The sequence below is a fragment of the Ruegeria sp. CE12 genome (assembly GCF_056537525.1).
In genome coordinates this window covers 152,570-171,352 of record NZ_JBQFRS010000004.1, presented here as the reverse complement: position 1 = coordinate 171,352, position 18,783 = coordinate 152,570, and the positions used below count along the sequence as shown (strand labels likewise).

Below are 18,783 nucleotides of genomic sequence, written 5' to 3'. Positions count from 1 at the left end.
CACAACTCTGCGATGCAAACGCAGATACAGCACAACAATGCAAGACAGTGAGGAGGGTCGATGGCCGATCCCAAGGTGGGCAGTTTAAGTTCGTTCGTATGGTCAATCGCCGAGATACTGCGCGGCGACTTCAAACAGTCAGAGTATGGCAAGGTTGTTCTTCCGTTTGTCGTCTTGCGACGCCTCGACTGCATCCTTGTAGACAGCAAGCAAGCAGTACTCGATGCAGAGGCGAGCCTGCCTGAAGGCGTCGATGACGCGACCCGCGACATGGTTCTGTTCGGATCGGTCGGCGGTGATGTGAAGGTATACAACCTGTCGCGCTTCACGTTCGAGACGCTGAAGGGCCAAGATCCGGGTCAGCTCCATGCGAACCTAATCGACTACATCACCAAGTTCTCTGCGAACGTCCGCGACATCTTCCTCGACAAGTTCCTCTTCACCGACCAACTGAAGCGTTTGAACGACGGCGGCATCCTCTGGAACGTGTTCGAACGCTTCTCCGAGATCGACCTGCACCCTGACACAGTGTCGAACATTGAGATGGGGTATCTGTTCGAAGAACTCATCCGACGGTTCTCGGAGATCAGCAACGAGACAGCGGGGGAGCACTTCACGCCGCGCGAGGTCATCCGCCTCATCGTCGACCTGATGATTGCCAATGACGACACCAAGCTGACCGGGCGAGGCATCATCAGACAAGTGTATGATCCGGCTTGCGGGACGGGGGGCATGCTCGCGCTGACGGAAGAGGCACTCAAGGAGTTCAACCCGTCGATCCGCGTCGAACTCTTCGGGCAGGAACTCAATGGTGAGAGTTACGGTATCTGCAAGTCCGACATGCTCGTCACAGGCCATGATCCCGAACAGATCGCGTTCGGCAATACGCTGACACAGGACGCACACAGCTCGAAGCGCTTCCACTACATGCTCAGCAATCCGCCCTACGGTGTCGATTGGAAGAAGTATCAGGACGCGATCAAGGACGAGCACACGGAACAGGGCGACGAAGGTCGGTTCGGCGCAGGACTGCCGCGCGTATCTGATGGTCAGCTGCTGTTCCTGCAACACATGATCAGCAAGATGCGGGACGACGAAGCCGGATCGCGCATCGGCATTGTTATGAACGGGTCTCCTCTCTTCACCGGCGGCGCTGGTTCCGGCGAGAGCGAGATACGTCGATGGATGCTTGAGAACGACTGGGTCGAGGCCATTGTCGCGCTGCCGACGGACCTGTTCTACAACACCGGCATCCAGACTTACGTGTGGCTACTGACGAACCGCAAACCTTCCGCACGTCAGGGCAAGGTGCAGTTGATTGACGCCAGTGGCGAAGGGTTCTGGAAGTCGATGCGCAAGTCACTTGGTTCCAAGCGGCGCGAGATACCGGACGAGGCACGTGACGAGATCGTGCGCATCTACTCTGCGTTCACGGAAGCGAACGAGGAAGTGTCGAAGGTGTTTGATGCCACTGACTTCGGCTACCGCGAAGTGCGTGTTGAGCGTCCATTGAAGCTGAACTTCCAAGCATCCGACGAGCGGATCGCGGGCCTTGCCGACGAGAAGGCGTTCATGAAGTTGGGTGAGCATGAGCGCGACGCTATCGAGGCGGCACTGCGCGGCATGCCCGACGAACTGATCACTAACCGCAACCGGTTCGACACTGGTTTGTCGCAGACGCTCAAGGCAGCGGGTATCAAGATCGGTGCGCCAGTGAAGAAGGCGATCCTGTCGGCGCTGTCAGAGCGCGACTATGATTCAGACATCTGCGCCGACAAGAAGGGCAATGCCGAAGCCGACAGCGACCTTCGCGACCATGAACTCGTACCGCTGAGCGAGGACTGGCAGGACTACATCGCACGTGAAGTGACGCCGTTTGTGCCGGATGCTTGGGTCGACGAGACACACGTCGACGCCAGTGACGGTGAGGTCGGACGCGTCGGCTATGAGATCAACTTCAATCGGTACTTCTACAAGTACGTGCCACCCCGGCCACTTGAAGAGATCGATGCAGAACTGAAGTCGCTGGAAGCAGAGATCGCTGGTTTGTTGAAGGAGGTCGCGGCTTGAACTTGACCGGTAACTTCCCTCGCTCACAGGTTAAACGACACCTTGACGTCAAGTTGGGCAAGATGTTGCAACCCAAGCAACAGAACCCTGCAGACGAACTTCTTCCCTACCTTCGAGCAGCAAACATCGGTTGGGGGCGTATCGACTATCTCGACACCAAGGAGATGTGGTTCTCGCCGAACGACAGGTCAAGCTACGAGTTGCGCTCGGGTGACATGGTCGTTCTTGAAGGAGGAGATGTCGGGCGAGCAGCCATTGTTGACGAGATCGCAGGGTTCTTCGGCTTCCAGAACTCCGTTCACAGGGTTCGGCCCAAGCCAGGTGAGGATATCCGGTTCGCATCGTATTGGATGCGTCACCTGAAGGATAGGGGATACATCGATCTTGTGTGTTCCAAGGCGACATTGGCGCACTTCACTGCGGAGAAGTTCCTACGGTCGCCGTTCCCGTCCGTTAACTACGACAAACAAAAGACCATCGCTGACTTCCTCGACCGCGAGACCGCACGCATCGATCAGTTGATCGAGAAGAAGGAGCGGTTGGTTGGGTTGTTGAACGAGCGAGTAAACAGCTCACTCTCTGACGCAGTATTGCGTCCCTCCGAAGCAGGAGCAATTGAGGAGCATGGCCGCCATGATTGGCTCGGCCCGGTTCCAAGTGCTTGGCCACTCAGTCGCGTTGGATGGGAACTGGAACGCATCACCTATGGGTTCACCAACCCAATGCCGACAGAGGACGATGGCCCATATATGCTCACTGCCAATGACATTGGAGACGGTGAGATCCGTTGGTCGAGCGCGCGCAGAACTTCGCGTTTGGCATACACAGACGACCTCACGGACAAGAGCCGTCCGCGCAAGGGAGACGTCTTGCTAACCAAGGATGGCACGCTTGGGAGAGTTGCGGTACACGACGGACGCGAAGCATGCATCAATCAATCTGTCGCGCTACTACGCGTGAGATCAAATCGGTTGCTGTCAGACTTCTTGGCAGAGCTGCTTCGGACGCCGACATACCAAGATCGGATGATCTTCGAGGCCGGTGGGACTACCATCAAACATATCTACATCACCAGATTAGCTCGGATGCCCTTGCCCTTGCCTGACCTTGAGCAACAGAAGCTGATCGTGGGCACTGTCGCTCTGGTTCGCGAGCGATCCATGCTGCCCAGACGGCTTGTCGTGCAATCAATCGAACGACTGCAAGAGTTCCGCTCAGCATTGATCACGGCTGCCGTCACCGGCCAGATCGACGTCACCAAGTGGGGGAAGCAGGGCGGCACCGACCGCCGCCTCGATCAGATTGAAGAGGAGATGTCGGCATGACTAAGCGCCTCTGGCTTGTGCGTCTCGGACGACACGGTGAACGCGAAGATGCGGCCCTCGAGAACAACATGCTCGGTATCGGGTTTGGCCTAACCAGCGACTTGTCTGCAGCGAAGGACCGTGACGCCATACTTGAGCACATTGTGTCCGTGCATCCGAACGCGAAGGTGGGCACACAACGCAATTACGCGGCGCAGGTGAACCAGTTCGTCAATCGCATACAGGTTGGTGACATAGTCGTGTCGCCGCTCAAGAAGCAGGGAGGTATCGCAATTGCTGAGGTTACCGGGCCGTACGTGCATGACGGTTCGAACACCGGTCCAATGCGACCAGTGAAGTGGCTTCGTACTGACGTGCCACGCGACACGTTCAAGCAAGACCTTCTATATAGCTTCGGCGCGATCATGACAGTGTGCGAAGTCAGCCGTAATGACGCGTTGAACCGCGTGCTCAGCGTAGCCAATGGTGGAAGTGATCCGGGTTACGGTGCAACACCGGACATGCCGGTACAAGCGACGCCTTCCGACGAGAACGGTGGCGAGGCAAGTACACAGTCCGTCGATCTGTCTGAGATTGCACGCAATCAGATTGAGGCGCGCATATCGAGCATCTTCACCGGTCATGAGTTGACGGCACTTGTCGCCGCAATCTTAGAGGCGCAAGGGTACGTTGCGAACGTATCGCCGCCCGGTCCTGATGGTGGTTACGACATCGTGGCAGGGCGTGGCGCGCTCGGGTTCGATGCACCACGCCTCGTTGTGCAAGTGAAGTCTGGCAACATCGTCGTTGATCACCCGACATTGCAGAGCCTCAACGGTCTCATCCAAGATGCGAGCGCAGATCACGGGTTGATCGTTAGCTGGTCCGGCTTCAAGCACACAGTGCGCAAGGAGACAAACCGGCACTACTTCCGCGTTAGGTTCTGGGGACGCGACGAGCTGATAGACGCCCTGTTGAGTGTCTATGATGACCTGCCAGAGGACATCCGTGCAGCGTTGCCACTCAAGCGCATCTGGACGTTGGTGCCGGAAGACGACGAGGACGCCGGATGACCACTCACTCAGCACAGTCGGCACACAGAGAGTTTGTCGTTCAGCAGCACCTGATCGATGAGTTGGTCAGCGGTGAAGGCTACGTCGAGCGCGATCCAATTGCCGACTATGACCGCAAGCGCGCGATGGACACGGGATTGCTCGTCCAGTTCCTGCAGTCAACGCAGCGCGATGAGTGGGACAAGTTGATCGCACAGTACTCGACTTCCGCCGAAGACACGCTGTTCAAACAGCTTGAGAAGGAGTTGAAGGCTCGAGGTTCACTCGATGTCATGCGCAACGGCATCAAGATTGTTCCTGGCATCAAGTTCTCGCTCTGCTTCTTCCGTCCCGCGAGCGCACTGTCACCTCAGCGCGTTGCTGAGTACGAAGCCAACATCCTCAGCGTCATCAAGGAGGTCGAGTACAGCGAGAGGCATGGCAATCGCATCGACATCGTGCTCTTCGTCAACGGCCTGCCAATCGCAACGCTGGAAGCCAAGAACACGCTGACAGGCACGACGTTCAAGCATGCCGAGAAGCAGTACAAGACGGACAGATCGCCAGCGGGTGAACCGCTTCTGACGTTCAAGCGTGGTGCACTTGTTCACTTCGCGTTCGATGAAGACAACGTGTCTATGACGACGCGGCTTGCGAACGGCAAGACACGGTTCCTACCCTTCAATCGCGGACGTAATGGCGGCGCAGGCAACCCGGACGTCGACGGCGAGTTCCGCGTTGCGTACCTGTACAAGTCAGGCGACTGGGGCAAGGCGATCTTCTCACGAGAAGTGCTACTCGACATCATCGGACGATTCATGCATCTCGAGCGCGATGGGAAGCAGGATGTCATGATCTTCCCGCGCTTCCAGCAACTCTCCGCAGTTCGGAGTTGTATTGCGCATGCGGGTGCTATCGGTGCCGGTCACAATTACCTGATCCAGCACTCAGCAGGGTCAGGCAAATCGAACACGATTGGTTGGCTGGCGCACCAAGCTATTAACTTGCACGACGCTTCCGATCTCGCTGTGTTTAATACCGCCATCATCGTGACCGACCGCATTGTCCTTGATCGACAGCTTCAGGCTAATGTTTCGCAGTTTGAGCAGGTCGCTGGCGTCGTGAAGAAGATCGACGGCACTTCGCGCCAGCTCAAGGAAGCGATTGAGAAGGGCGCGAGGATAATCGTTACGACGATCCAGAAGTTCTCAACTGAGCACCTTGAGGCGATCACAGGACAGGGCCAACGAAGGTTTGCGGTAATCATCGACGAGGCTCACAGCAGTCAGTCTGGTAAGGCGGCGCAATCAATGGCGCAGGCGCTCACGCGAGAAGCGGATAGCAGCGACGATGTTGAAGATATCATCGCCGCGTATCAGCAGAGCCGTGGTCCGCAATCAAATCTCAGCTTCTTCGCGTTCACCGCGACCCCGAAGAACACAACGATGCAGCGCTTCGGTACTGTCGGCGCGGACGGCTTGCCGCATCCGTTCCATACGTACTCGATGCGGCAAGCAATCGAGGAAGGCTTCATCCTCGACGTGCTGCACAACTACATGACCTACAAGGCGTACTACGAACTCGAGAAGGCCATTGATGACAACCCAGCGCTGAGCAACCGCAAGGGGCAGCGCAAGGTTGCACGGTATGCTTCTCTGCACCCAACCGCCATAGGTCAGAAGGTCGAAGTCATCGTTGAACACTTCCGCCGACATGTGATGAACGAGTTGAGCGGACAGGCGAAGGCGATGATCGTCACGCAGAGCCGCGAGCACGCTGTGCGGTACTACCTCGGTGTGAAGAAGTATATCGCGGATCAGGGATACGATGATCTTCGCGCGCTCGTTGCGTTCTCCGGTGAACTCGAGGTCGATGGCGCGCGCTACACCGAGCCTGATCTGACAGGCTTCGCGGAGAGCGAGCTACCGGTTCGATTCAACGGTGTGAAGAAGGACGGCACACCGTACCCTGAGCAGTATCAAATCCTCATTGTCGCTGAGAAGTATCAGACCGGGTTCGACCAACCCAAGCTGTGCGCGATGTATGTCGACAAGAAGTTAGCCGGACTTCAAGCGGTGCAGACGCTATCGCGGTTGAACCGCATTAGGCCGCACAAGAGAACGTTTGTTCTCGACTTCCAGAATTCCATTGAGGACATACAGACGGCGTTCAGGCCGTACTTCGAAGTCACGGCACTCGAGTCCATGACTGACCCAAATCAAGTCTACGAACTCGAGGGCCGACTAATGACGTTCGGCTACCTTGACCGGCAAGAGATCGAACGGTTCGCGACGACGTTCTTCCGCGGCGAGTTGTCAGGCACGGATCGCGCGACACTGCAAGGTTTGGTCAAACAAGCAGTCGACCGTTTCGAGGTCGATGACGACGAGGGGCGGCAGGAAGAGTTCAGGCAACTGTGCCGAAGCTATCTGCGCTTCTACACCTTCATCGCGCAGGTAATGAGTCTAGGCGATACCGACTTGGAGAAGCTGTACGCTTATCTGTCATGGCTGCTTCGCATGCTGCCCGATAGACAAGTTCCACCTGAGATCGAGATCACAGACGACATGTTGTCGTTGCAGAAGTTCAAGATTGAAGAGAAGGAGCGCGGCGACGCGTCGTTGTCACCGGGTGATAGCGAACCGTTGAAGGCAATCGAAGAATTCGGTGCCAAGCCATATACCGAAGATGAACAGAAGGAGCTGTCGGAGATCGTCAAGGCGTTCAATGACCGACACGGCACCAAGTTTACAGAGGCCGACATGATCCGGTTTGAGCAAGTCAACCGGGACATTATGGACGACGATCTGACCGAGATGTTGCGCAACAACCCACCAGACGTAGTGTTCAACGCATACTCGCAAGCATTCTTCGCGAGTGCCGTGCGCATGTTCCAACGAGAGACGGAGATGCGTAACGTCATCATGACGGATCAAGAGGCTCGGGAGAAGGCAATCAAGCACTTCTTCAATCGTGCCATGCGCGAGGCTAGAGGCAACGACGCAGCGTGAAATTGTTGTGCATTGGACTACGTCTTAAGTTGCAACATTCACCGGTCGCCACAGCAATCGTTGAGTGTGCATAGTCATTCTGCCGTGAGTTTGGCTGCACACTTGACTGCTGCGACAGCTGCAATACTGCCCGTTAGCCAGTACCGATAGTCAAGGTATCGCTCGCACAAGAAGTCCAGCGCGCCTTCGGCGGGATTGGGTACAGGTCAGTCACTCATGCCGCATTCTCGATCTGTCAGGTAATGTGCAATGGCCCTCAATGCGTACCGTTGCTGGCTTATCCGCCGGTAGTGCCGCCGAACGCAACAACTTCGCTTGCATACGCACTCGCGAGCTCAGTTTCGGCAATTCGGAAGAAGGAGTGAGCGAGGCTGCTGAACACGCGGTGCAGGATCACAACGCCCCCTTCGGTGCGGCGTAATAAGCCGCATTCTTGTAACTCACGAACCGCATCAACAGCCATTGATCGGGGCAACTTCGTCACCGCCCATGCCTCTGCCAGACAGGCATCGGACTTCCCGGTTCGGGTCGTAACCTTCAACATCCCGTTCAGGAAGACCGTCGCGTTGTCCGATAACTCTGTGAACGCACGCAACGCTGCTGCGTCCGATAGTCTAATCACCGCATCCGGTGCTGGCTCCTTGTCGCGGCGGTTGCTGCGATGCACTTCTGCCTTGCTGCTCTTGGTCATCTCTGCAACTTCTCCCGCTGCTCTCGCGCCGGCAGTGCTTCTAGTTCGATGTCGCTGAACCGCGCTGAATCGATGTCTGGCGCAACCTCAATCAACATCAGTTCCAGCTCTGCGATACGAGCGTTCTTCGCCTCGTTGTCTGCAATCAGTGTTGCGATACGAAGATCACGTTCTTCAACACGGCGTTGCAGACGCTGGTTCTTAGACAGTGAGCGCGGCTTCTTCCGCTTGCTACCCTGTGTGGTGCCGGGTTCCGGAGCGTTCTTGATCTTCGTTCCGTCGATGGTCCCATCGTCGTCTAGAAGCGTAAACCGCTCTGCGTGGGAGTCCATCGTATGCGCCACACTACTGACCATCCCAGCTGGCATCTGACCGAAGTGCGCTGGGTGCACCACCGGCACGTCACTCTCTGGCAGTGCAATCAGTCCGAGTTGCACCAACTGAGCCAAGCCTGCTTCAGCTTGCTCGTGCGCCCACTCCGGTCGGTTGCCGATCTCGTCGAACAGGCGCTGCGCATCACCGGTCCAGCCGTTCAATGCACCGTCACGCATCAACTGTTCCATCATCGGCCTGTCGGGGTTCATCGCATCTACCAGCTTGTCGAGGGTGAAGTCGGGCGGGGCGATGCAACGTGTAGGTACTAGCGTCACATGGTTGCGTCCGTGGCCGATGTCGGCCCGCACGTGCGCGGGATCGACGAACTTCTCCTTGTTGCCGATGGTGACACCGTGAACGCGGTCGCGTCGGCCTGCGAACGACAGTAGCTTCACCATTGCCAACATCACGGCAGCGACCGCGTCGGTGGTTTGCAAGAGCATCACGTTCACACCGAACTCAGACATCATCACGGGGTGGAAGCGAGGTGCACCGAAGTCCTCCGTCACTTGCGGATTACCGCGGCCGTCGAGACTGACGAATGGCTCAAACGTCAGGACGCCGACGCGTTGGTTGAGTCCCGCTACGTGGATAAGCCATCCGGGTTCACCTATTAGAGGTACAGGGTGGTTAGTTGACGTAGGAGAAGAATACCTACGTGAAGTAGCCACTCCCTCGGAGGCTGTCCGATCTGAACCGAATGACCGAACGTTCATCAGACCAATCCCCAAGAGGTGGACCATACATCTTGCTCAGAAACCGATACCTCACCCGCTTCTGTCTCGGGGAATCGATCCACTACAATCGCCCTGGCACCGCTCTTGACGGCCTCGGCCATCTTCCGTAGCCAAGCGGTCTGTTCGGTCTTCTGAGGCAACTGGTCCACGTTTGAACTAGCCTCATCGCATACTCGTTCTGTTGGCCTCATGTGCTTGGTTCCTTATGCCCAATCGCCCGACAAGCAGCACTGACAGTAGCCACCACATATTCCGGTCGTCTTGATGCCTTGTTGCTTACTGCTACTAGCCACGCTTCCACTACCGCACGTTCCTCTAGTGCTCGCAGCAACGTGCAACAGAATGCGAAATCAGCAACGGAGCGGTCGTCTACGTGCTTGTGCATCAACTCGGCGTGCAGCACGCGGACGGCGCTTGGCACCTGATCGACCGTGATTTCGTTCTCTGATTTCAGCAACTTCGGTTGCGCTGTAGTGAGGACGTTGCTGTCGCCGACTGAGCGTGAAGCGTATTCAAGTAACGCTCTGCTGGCCGTGAACTTCGCCCGCCTCTGGATCACTAACGGGGACGGCGACGGGTGCCTCCAAGGCTTCGAGCATGTTGTTGCAGGCATATGTAGGCTTGCGCCTACGTGAGCGCTGCCAATGTCGCCGCAAACGCGACCTACCAACCACCGGGAGGCAGCCTTGTGTATTTCAGGTGTGTGGTTTCGATCGGGCAATGTGAACACCAAGTGATGTCGATTGGGCGAGGTTTCATGGATTACGGCGGGTCGAACACGGTCGAGGGCCAGCAAGTTCAACGCTTCGTCCAGCGGTGTTTCGTCCAAGTCGAGCAATACGTGCGTCATCGCGCCGATAGGTTGCATCAACACTTCCCGACCGTAGCGAGACTGCTCGGTGATCGTTGACAGGAGCGAACGCTCGGCCCGCTTGCCCTGTGGATGCGTGTTCGCCACCATCTTGTGCAAGAGATCGTGCGGAGAGACGGTTTCGTCGAAGTGGCAACGGCTCCGATTGATCATGTGTGTCGTTCGACCCCGCTTGTCGGTCTGCTCGTCAGTCCAACGGCTGATCACTCGGATACGCCATGCATCGGCGGGTAGTGCCTTGAAGAGTTGGTCGAGCAGGTATGTATGGTGACGCGCCATTAGACCACCCACCTCTGGCAATGCGCCTGCATCCAATCCCCAAGGGGCGGCTTCTTCTGTGCGCTTGCTTGCATCATGTCATCTCGTCGTACACGTGCCGCCAAGTGACGCCGTTCAAGATGTTGCTAATGGTCGTAGCGCTGACCCGGAACCGTTCTGCAATGCGCGCCTGCTTCATGCTGCCCGCCAGTTGATGCACCTCTCGCACATCGTCTTGAGTCAATCGGGCGTTGGGTGCACGTTCACCAATCGGAGCAGTTCCCTGCTCGTGGCGGTCGAGCGCGTTGTCTTGTCTGGTGCCTGACCGGAGGTGGTCTGGGTTCACACATGCACGAACATTGCACGTGTGCCGCGTGTCCCACTGGTCACGCATGTCGAGTTCATCTCGCACGGCAACGAGGAAGCGAGCGACCCGCATCTTGGTATAGTTTACACCGATCTGCGGCCTGCCGTTGCTGTGATTGCCACCGTTGACGAACAGACAGCCGCGAGCATCGAAGTGCGAGTAGCGCGCGGCAATCTTGTCGAGCAACACTCGATCTTCAGGGTGAGCTTCGAACTTAGCCAAGTGGGCTGCGAGAGGGTTCATTGGCCCACCTCAAGTTCGGAAGGCTCACATGCTCGGTTGTTGATCCACGCCTCGACATCGCTGAGCCTGAACCGCCATGTTCGTTCGCTAATCTTATGTACTCTCGGACCACGTCCTTGGCGCACGATACGACCGAGTGAGCCACGTGCAATGCCGATCCGGGCCGCTGCTTGAGCGGTCGTTAGCCAATTGGTGTTGATAGTCGAAATAGACACGATACCGCGCCTCCTTCTTGGATGGCGCGGCCACGGCTGGTGCCGCCTCGGTCCGACTTATCATGAGGATAGGGGCCAATGGCTCCCTGAGATCACCTTGGCACATTGGGCGCCTTGGGTCAAGCGAATAGGTGCCATATATTGTGGTAATTTGGCGAAATGGACACACGATGCACAACATGCAGTGTAGTCAATTGCATGTAACTTCACTCAGTGCCATGCATTCGCTTCACTACATCTGTCGCTCGCAACCGCGCGTATCGTTCGAGCAGTACTCCCGCATCGCGGTGACCGGTTAAGACCTGCACTTCTGCGACAGACCAGCCCTCGAGCAACTTGTCCGTCGCAGCTTGCGCGCGCAGATCATGCAACCTGATATCTTCAACACCCGCGCGTGCTCGAAGACGCTGCCAAGCTAACCGGACTGCGTTCGTACTCACTGGTAGCACGTACTTGTCTGTTTGCGGCAACGACTTCAGAATTCCGATTGCGACGGGAGACAACGGCACGAACCTTGCGTGCCCGTTCTTAGTCTTGGGCAACAACACCGTGCATGCATCAAGATCAACATTTCGCCACTCAATCGAGAGTAGTTCGCCCCGACGCATCGCGGTCTCACGCGCCAGTATCAAGAGCGGGCGCATCAACGGGTTCGCGCACTGCAGCGCCGCATCGAGCAACCGCTGCCACTCATCGTCGGTTAGCCTGCGCTCGCGCCTGTCGTCAACACGTGGTCGCTTCACTTGTCTAACCGGATTGTATGTGGCTTCAACGTGGGCCATATGACTTGCCGCGCGGTCGATTGCTGTCTGCATGATCGAGAGTTCACGAACTACAGTTGACGGCTTGGCGTCTCGCAACCGTCGATCACGCCACTTCGACACGTCAGAAACTGTGATTACTTGGATGCGCAACTCGGCAACGAGCTAGAGCGTGCAGCCGCCATCGTTCGTTTGGCATTTCGTCTCTGAGTTCGAGAAGTGCGTCGGCGAGAGTGATAACTTGCAACGCATCGGTGTGCTTCTGCTTCCGCGTTGGCAACTTGCCACCGAATGCATCCGCTTCTGCTTCGACTGTATTGCCCCACTTCACCGCGTCGCTACGTTTACCGAACGACTTGCTGGCTGTCCTGCCGTCACGTCTAACGATGCACTGCCACTTGATTCCACGCTTCCTAATGGTTGCCATACTGCTTGCTCCGTAGAACGGGCAACGCGCGGATGCGAGTGACGAGAGAGTGACAGACACATGCACGTCGGTGCGTGCTGTAACCTAGAGCTGACGAAGATGCGTTACACATCAAGCAGTTGATTTGGTCGGAGTGAGAGGATTCGAACCTCCGACCCCTGCCTCCCGAAGACAGTGCTCTACCAGGCTGAGCTACACTCCGACCGTGGCGGGTGATCTATACCCGGTGATGCTGATGCGCAAGGGGGATTTTCTCTCGGTTTGCACGAATTGATGCCGTCAAGGAGAACTGTGATTGACCATAAAATTGCAGCTGAAAAGTCGCGCGATTGGCGGCATTCTAGGCCACTATGGCAAGGCTTCTGTGCGATATAGTCGTATTTTGGTGCCGCCGTGATCGACTACCGGGCCAGCGGGCAACAAAGGCAGTCGGGTCGCGCGGGCGAGGGATTGGTTGCTGGTCACTATTCCGACCTGCCAACCGTGGAATCGGGACATTAATACCTTACCAAGACTACCGTACAGAGATCGCAGCCGCTTCTCATCTCCGATACGCGCGCCGTATGGCGGATTCACTATCACGATACCGGCAGGTTCTTCGGGTGGCTTGATGTCACTGACCGAGCGGTTCTGGAACCTGGTAACAGCACCAACTCCTGCCTGTTCGGCATTGGCTGATGCAGCCTCGATTGCGCCCGCGTTTCGGTCGGACCCTAGAAACAGCAGATCTGTTGTGTCGGGCTGCGCACCGCTGCGCATGCCTTGCCATGCGGCGCTGTCGAAGGTTGCAAGCTCCTCAAAAGCAAATCGGCGTGTTCGACCGGGAAACAGCCCCAGGGCGATCTCGGCAGCCTCGATCACGAAGGTACCCGAGCCGCACATGGGATCCAGGACAGGCTGGGTTCCGTCGAATCCACATTCATGCAGAAACATCGCCGCCATAGTCTCGCGCATTGGCGCTTTGGCGACCGCGGTTTTGTGTCCGCGTTTGTGGAGTGGATCACCAGACGTATCGACCGAGAAGGTGCAGAGGTCTTTTTCGATGCGCAGCATCACCCGCACCTTGGCATCCGACGAGACCGGAGCACCAAGTGTTTCTGCAATCGCTGTTTCAATACGCTGACGGGCCGCTCCGGCATGATAGATTCGCGATTTGCGACTGGTCGCCTCAACCTTTACCGGGACATCGGGCCGCAAAAATTCAGCCCACGGAAACTTGCGCGCTCGTTTGTCCAGCTGAGCAAGGTGAACCGCCGGAAATGAACCCAGACGCACAAGTACCTTGTTCGCACCCCGAAGTTGCAGATTGGCGCGCCAGACTTCGGACCAGTTACCTCGACAAGATACGCCGCCTGGCACTACCTTGGCATCTGCAAACCCATGTTCGATTGCTTCGGCACCCAAAGGCGCTTCCAGCCCGGGTGTTGCCACCAGAAATATCTCGAGGTCAGTTTTTTCCATTCCGGTTGCTTACACCGGATGGACAGAAGGCGCGATACGCAAATTGGGTTGTGAGATTTTGGACACCTGATCGATCAATTCAGTTTAAAGTGAACCCAATTCCCAGAATTGAGCGGGAACGGGTTTGCGTTTAGTGTCATCCCCGCGTAAAGGGGCCGTGATCGGAATTACGCTAGCGGATTCCAGTCGGTTTATGACGCAATCGCGACCACCCCGGCTGAAAGATTCGCGCTATCTGGTGCCGACCTTCGATCGGTCAGGGATAGCAGGCACAGGAAAGAGGCTTGGAAGAACGTAGCGACATGCAAACTTTCAAACTGAAGAAAGGGTTGGACCTACCGGTAGAAGGTGCACCCGAACAGAAAATCCAACCGGGGCCAGAATACTCGAGTGTTGGCGTATTGGGCGGGGACTATATCGGTCTCAAACCACGTATGCTGGTGCAGGAAGGTGATCAGGTTCAGCGCGGCACTCCGCTGTTCTGTCACAAAGATGCGCCAGACGCGATGATGGTCGCGCCGCTGAGCGGTAAAGTGGTTGCCATCAACCGGGGCGCTCGCCGCGTGTTGCAAAGCGTGGTGATCGAGGTTTCGGACGCCAACGACAACGGTGTGGATTTCTCAGGTATCGGCGATGCCGACACAGCCGAGGGCGTGACCGCCAAGCTTTGCGCCGCTGGTCTGTGGACAGCATTCCGGACACGGCCATATTCGAAAATGCCCGAGCCGGGCACCAAGCCTGCCGCTATCTTTGTTACGGCGATGGACAGCGACCCTCTGGCAGGTGACGCTGCGTTGATCATTGCAGACGCCGGCGAAGCTTTTGCCAAAGGCCTTGAGGCGGTCGCAAAACTGACCGAAGGCAAGACCTACCTGTGTCAGAAAGACGGCGACTCGATTCCGGGCACTGATCTGCCGGGTGTAGAAGCGGCGGCTTTCTCAGGACCGCATCCGTCGGGACTGGCCGGTACGCACATCCATTTCCTGGAGCCGCTGGCCGGCGACAAACAGGTTTGGACCATCGGCTATCAGGATGTGATCGCCATTGGCCGCCTGATGCAGACCGGACATCTGGACCCCAGCGTTGTCATCGCGCTGAGTGGCCCCGGGGCACGGCAACCGCGCCTGATCCGGACCGTCATGGGCGCCTCAACCGACGATCTGACCCGCGACGAGGTCAATGTCGATGGTGTGGCGCGTATCATCTCTGGTTCGATCTTGTCTGGCGGTCATGCTGAAGGACCGCACGCGTATCTGAGCCGTTTCGCGCGTCAGATCACCATCATTCGTGAAGATCATGATCAGCATACTCTGGGCTGGATCCTTCCGATGCCCTCGAAATACGCGGTGCAGCCGGTTCTGGGATCGGCATTCGCCAAGAAGCTGTTCGCATTTACCTCGAACCTGAACGGTGGTCGCCGCGCGATGGTGCCGACCGGCACGTTCGAGCAGTTGATGCCGCAGGATTATCTGCCCACGCAATTGCTGCGCGCATTGCTGGTGATGGACACAGATACCGCACAGGCGCTGGGTGCGCTGGAGCTGGACGAAGAGGATCTGGGCCTTGTCGGCTTTGCCTGTCCGGCGAAGTATGAATATGGGCTGGCGCTGCGCGACTGCCTTTCCAAGATTGAAAAGGAGGGCTGATCCGAATGGGTTTGCGAAACTTCTTTGACCGGATCGAGCCGAACTTTACCAAGGGCGGCAAGTACGAGAAGTATTTCCCCATCTACGAGATGGTCGAAAGCTTCATCTACACTCCGAAAACCGTAACCACTGTTGCGCCCCATGCGCGGTCTTATGTGGATATGAAGCGGATCATGACTTACGTCGTGATCGCAACAATCCCGTGTATACTTTGGGGGATGTACAATACCGGGTACCAAGCGAACTCGGCCATTGCCGCGCTTGGTCCGGATTCCGCGACAGGTTGGCGGATTGCCATCTTGCAGATGTTCGGCATCTCACTGAACCCCGACAGCATCTTTGCCAATGTGATGCACGGGTTGATGTACTTCCTACCGATTTACATCGTCACTCTGGTCGCTGGTGGTATCTTCGAGGTCATCTTTGCAACCGTCCGTGGACACGAGGTTAACGAAGGTTTCCTTGTTACCTCAATGCTTTATACGCTGATCATGCCCGCATCCGCACCTCTTTGGCAGGTCGCGTTGGGCATTATATTCGGCGTAGTGATCGGTAAAGAAGTGTTCGGCGGTACAGGCAAAAACTTCCTTAACCCGGCACTTGTCGGCCGCGCGTTCCTGTATTTCGCTTATCCCGCGAACATGTCGGGGGACACGGTCTGGACACCTGTTGATGGTTTCTCGGGTGCGACGGCGCTGTCGGTTTCCGCCTCAGAAGGGTATCAGGCTCTGGCTACTGAAGGTTTGACCTGGTGGAACGCGTTTCTGGGTCAGATGCAGGGTAGTTTTGGTGAAACCTCAACGCTGGCCTGTATGATTGGTCTGGCATTTCTGCTGATGACCCGCATCGCCAATTTCCGCCTGATTGTCGGCTGTCTGGCGGGGACTATCGGTCTTACTCTACTGTTCAACTTAATCGGGTCGGATACCAACCCGATGTTTGCGATGCCTTGGTACTGGCACATCGTTGTTGGTGGCTATGCCTTCGGTCTGGCCTTCATGGTGACCGAGCCCGTTTCGGCCAGCCACACTAACATGGGACGCTACATCTACGGCGCTTTGATCGGTGTCATGGTTGTGTTGATCCGTGTTGTTAACCCGGCTTTCCCGGAAGGCATGATGCTGGCAATCCTGTTCGGTAACGTCTTTGCACCGCTGATCGACTACTTCGTTGTTCAGGCAAACATCAAACGGAGGGCGCGTCGCCATGTCTGATACGCAACCCCAAGAACCCAAAGGGGCGATTGCCCGGTTCCTGGCGGCCTCGCCGGATTCCGTTGGCAAGACGATCTTTGTTGCCGTCGCCGTCTGTCTGGTTGCCTCGATGGTCGTTTCGGCCGCTGCTGTCAGCCTGCGCCCGGTGCAGGAAGCAAACGCGCTGAAGGACAAGCAGGTCAACGTTTTGCAGGTTGCCGGTGTTTACGAGCCGGGCATCAACGTGAGCGAAGCCTTCGCCGCGTTTGAACCTCACGTACTGGAATTGGCTACCGGCGAATTCGTTGACGATCAATTCGATCCAGCGACCTTTGACGATATCGCTGCCGCCAGCGATCCCGAGCTGAGCGTTGCACTGGACAATGATCCGGCAGGTATTGGGCGCAAGTCCAAATACCGTGTGATCTATCTGCTGCGCGACGACGCCGGTGACCTGGATAAGGTCATCCTCCCGCTGCACGGTTACGGACTGTGGTCAACGCTCTATGGCTTTATCGCGCTGGAAAACAACGGCAACGATATCTTTGGTTTGCAGTTCTATCAGCATGGTGAAACCCCTGGCCTTGGCGCCGAGGTCGACAACCCGCGCTGGAAAGCACTGTGGAACGGCAAGAAACTGCGGGATGAGGCAGGCGATCTGCAGATCACCGTGTCCAAGTCACAACCCGCCGCTGGCCCTGAGTTCTATGTTGACGCGCTGGCCGGTGCCACGCTGACTTCGGTTGGTGTCGATAACCTGGTGAAATTCTGGATGGGTGATGCGGGCTACGCTCCGTTCCTGGCCAAACTGCAAGCAGGAGAGATTTGATGTCCCAGACCAAGAAAGAGATGCTGGTCGACCCGCTTGTCGACAACAACCCGATTACCCTGCAGGTGCTTGGCATCTGTTCGGCGCTGGCGGTGACCTCTTCGCTGCAGGTTTCCTTCGTGATGGCGCTGGCGGTGACCTTTGTGACCTCGTTCTCGTCCTTCTTCATCTCGTGCCTGCGGAACCAGATTCCGGGCTCGATCCGGATCATCGTTCAGATGGTGATCATCGCCTCGCTGGTGATTCTGGTGGATCAGGTTCTCAAGGCCTACGCCTTTGAGATTTCGAAAACCCTGTCGGTTTTCGTCGGTCTGATCATCACCAACTGTATCGTGATGGGCCGCGCCGAAGCGTTTGCAATGAAGAACCCGCCGGTCGCGTCCTTCATCGATGGCCTGGGCAACGGCATGGGCTACGGCCTGATCCTGCTGCTGGTCGGTTTCATCCGCGAGCTTTTCGGAAACGGATCGCTGTTCGGCGTCACCATCCTGGAGACGGTCAACAACGGCGGCTGGTATGTACCCAACGGCATGTTGCTGCTTCCGCCATCGGCGTTCTTCATCATCGGTCTGATCATCTGGGCCTTCCGCACATGGAAGCCGAACCAGGTCGAGGAACGTGAATACAAAATTCAGCAGGTAGAGGCCCACTGATGGAAGGTCTGATTTCACTGGCCGTAAAGGCCATCTTTGTTGAAAACCTCGCGCTCAGCTTCTTCCTCGGCATGTGTACCTTCATCGCCGTGTCCAAGAAGATCTCAACGGCGCTGGGACTGGGTATCTCGGTGATGGTTGTTCAGGCGATCACCGTACCGACGAACAACCTGCTGCTTAGCTATCTGCTGAAGCCGGGCGCGCTGGCTTGGGCTGGCTTCCCCGATGTGGATCTGACCTTCCTTGGCCTGATTTCCTACATCGGCGTGATCGCGGCGATGGTTCAGATCCTTGAGATGGTCTTGGATAAGTACTTCCCGCCGCTCTACAACGCGTTGGGGATCTTCCTGCCGCTGATCACCGTGAACTGCGCCATCCTTGGTGGCTCTCTGTTCATGGTCGAGCGTGACTATAACTTTGCTGAGGCAGCGACCTATGGTCTGTCTTCGGGCTTTGGCTGGGCGTTGGCGATTACTGCAATGGCGGGTGTGCGCGAAAAGCTGAAGTACTCGGACATTCCGGATGGTCTGCAGGGTCTTGGTATCACCTTCATCACCGCGGGACTGATGGCGATGGCCTTCATGTCCTTCTCGGGCGTGAAGCTGTAAGGAGAGGCTCG

16 protein-coding genes and 1 tRNA gene are annotated in these 18,783 nt (G+C 56.9%); 9 read left to right on the top strand and 8 right to left on the bottom strand.

Going from position 1 to position 18,783, the window contains the following annotated elements:
* Positions 1-60 precede the first annotated feature (60 nt).
* The 4 genes from ACR0IO_RS11825 to ACR0IO_RS11810 are packed head-to-tail and all read left to right on the top strand — an operon-like array spanning position 61 to position 7,437.
* The gene (locus ACR0IO_RS11825) at positions 61-2,070 is read left to right on the top strand and encodes a type I restriction-modification system subunit M (protein WP_480741854.1); all 2,010 of its coding nucleotides are present in this window, start codon (positions 61-63) and stop codon (positions 2,068-2,070) included.
* Entirely contained in the window at positions 2,067-3,395 is a 1,329-nt protein-coding gene (locus ACR0IO_RS11820; RefSeq protein WP_480741852.1) for a restriction endonuclease subunit S, read from the top strand. Before ACR0IO_RS11825 ends, ACR0IO_RS11820 begins: the two co-directional genes overlap by 4 nt.
* Positions 3,392-4,447: a restriction endonuclease gene (locus tag ACR0IO_RS11815; RefSeq protein ID WP_480741850.1), complete on the top strand. Its 1,056-nt coding sequence runs from the start codon at positions 3,392-3,394 to the stop codon at positions 4,445-4,447. Before ACR0IO_RS11820 ends, ACR0IO_RS11815 begins: the two co-directional genes overlap by 4 nt.
* Complete coding sequence (locus ACR0IO_RS11810) at positions 4,444-7,437, top strand: type I restriction endonuclease subunit R (protein WP_480741848.1); 2,994 nt, start codon at positions 4,444-4,446, stop codon at positions 7,435-7,437. The genes ACR0IO_RS11815 and ACR0IO_RS11810 overlap by 4 nt, the downstream gene beginning before the upstream one ends.
* Before the next feature lie 277 nt (positions 7,438-7,714).
* Here the strand turns inward: ACR0IO_RS11810 and ACR0IO_RS11805 are convergent, their stop codons facing one another.
* The 8 genes from ACR0IO_RS11805 to ACR0IO_RS11770 form a co-directional block, all read right to left on the bottom strand.
* Positions 7,715-8,128, bottom strand: coding sequence for a hypothetical protein (locus ACR0IO_RS11805; protein ID WP_480741846.1), 414 nt, complete (start codon positions 8,126-8,128; stop codon positions 7,715-7,717).
* Complete coding sequence (locus ACR0IO_RS11800) at positions 8,125-9,012, bottom strand: protein kinase family protein (RefSeq protein WP_480741844.1); 888 nt, start codon at positions 9,010-9,012, stop codon at positions 8,125-8,127. Before ACR0IO_RS11800 ends, ACR0IO_RS11805 begins: the two co-directional genes overlap by 4 nt.
* Before the next feature lie 415 nt (positions 9,013-9,427).
* Positions 9,428-10,390 carry a hypothetical protein gene (locus ACR0IO_RS11795; protein ID WP_480741841.1) on the bottom strand — a complete coding sequence of 321 codons (963 nt, stop codon included), beginning with the start codon at positions 10,388-10,390 and terminating at the stop codon, positions 9,428-9,430.
* Positions 10,391-10,463: 73 nt separating this feature from the next.
* Positions 10,464-10,958: a hypothetical protein gene (locus ACR0IO_RS11790; protein ID WP_480741839.1), complete on the bottom strand. Its 495-nt coding sequence runs from the start codon at positions 10,956-10,958 to the stop codon at positions 10,464-10,466.
* Positions 10,959-10,975: 17 nt separating this feature from the next.
* Positions 10,976-11,194 (bottom strand): helix-turn-helix transcriptional regulator, encoded by a 219-nt coding sequence (locus ACR0IO_RS11785; protein WP_480741835.1) that lies wholly within the window; start codon positions 11,192-11,194, stop codon positions 10,976-10,978.
* 206 nt (positions 11,195-11,400) lie between these two features.
* The gene (locus ACR0IO_RS11780) at positions 11,401-12,078 is read right to left on the bottom strand and encodes a tyrosine-type recombinase/integrase (RefSeq protein ID WP_480741832.1); all 678 of its coding nucleotides are present in this window, start codon (positions 12,076-12,078) and stop codon (positions 11,401-11,403) included.
* Between the two features lie 429 nt (positions 12,079-12,507).
* Positions 12,508-12,584 (bottom strand) — tRNA-Pro (locus ACR0IO_RS11775).
* Positions 12,585-12,730: 146 nt separating this feature from the next.
* Positions 12,731-13,843 (bottom strand): THUMP domain-containing class I SAM-dependent RNA methyltransferase, encoded by a 1,113-nt coding sequence (locus ACR0IO_RS11770; protein WP_480741831.1) that lies wholly within the window; start codon positions 13,841-13,843, stop codon positions 12,731-12,733.
* A gap of 302 nt (positions 13,844-14,145) precedes the next feature.
* On the opposite strand from ACR0IO_RS11770, the gene ACR0IO_RS11765 reads away from it, so the two are divergent.
* Genes ACR0IO_RS11765 through nqrE form a run of 5 tightly spaced genes read left to right on the top strand, consistent with a single transcriptional unit; the run spans position 14,146 to position 18,772 of the window.
* On the top strand, positions 14,146-15,489 hold the full coding sequence (locus ACR0IO_RS11765) for a Na(+)-translocating NADH-quinone reductase subunit A (RefSeq protein ID WP_480741830.1): 1,344 nt from the start codon (positions 14,146-14,148) through the stop codon (positions 15,487-15,489).
* Positions 15,490-15,494: 5 nt separating this feature from the next.
* Positions 15,495-16,703, top strand: a complete 1,209-nt coding sequence (locus ACR0IO_RS11760) for an NADH:ubiquinone reductase (Na(+)-transporting) subunit B (RefSeq protein ID WP_155145532.1) — start codon at positions 15,495-15,497, stop codon at positions 16,701-16,703.
* Entirely contained in the window at positions 16,696-17,511 is an 816-nt protein-coding gene (locus tag ACR0IO_RS11755; RefSeq protein ID WP_155145534.1) for a Na(+)-translocating NADH-quinone reductase subunit C, read from the top strand. Before ACR0IO_RS11760 ends, ACR0IO_RS11755 begins: the two co-directional genes overlap by 8 nt.
* Complete coding sequence (locus ACR0IO_RS11750; RefSeq protein WP_155145536.1) at positions 17,511-18,164, top strand: NADH:ubiquinone reductase (Na(+)-transporting) subunit D; 654 nt, start codon at positions 17,511-17,513, stop codon at positions 18,162-18,164. Before ACR0IO_RS11755 ends, ACR0IO_RS11750 begins: the two co-directional genes overlap by 1 nt.
* A complete protein-coding gene (gene nqrE, locus ACR0IO_RS11745) occupies positions 18,164-18,772 on the top strand; it encodes an NADH:ubiquinone reductase (Na(+)-transporting) subunit E (RefSeq protein ID WP_010441340.1) in 609 nt (202 codons plus the stop codon). Before ACR0IO_RS11750 ends, nqrE begins: the two co-directional genes overlap by 1 nt.
* The last annotated feature ends 11 nt before the right edge of the window (positions 18,773-18,783 follow it).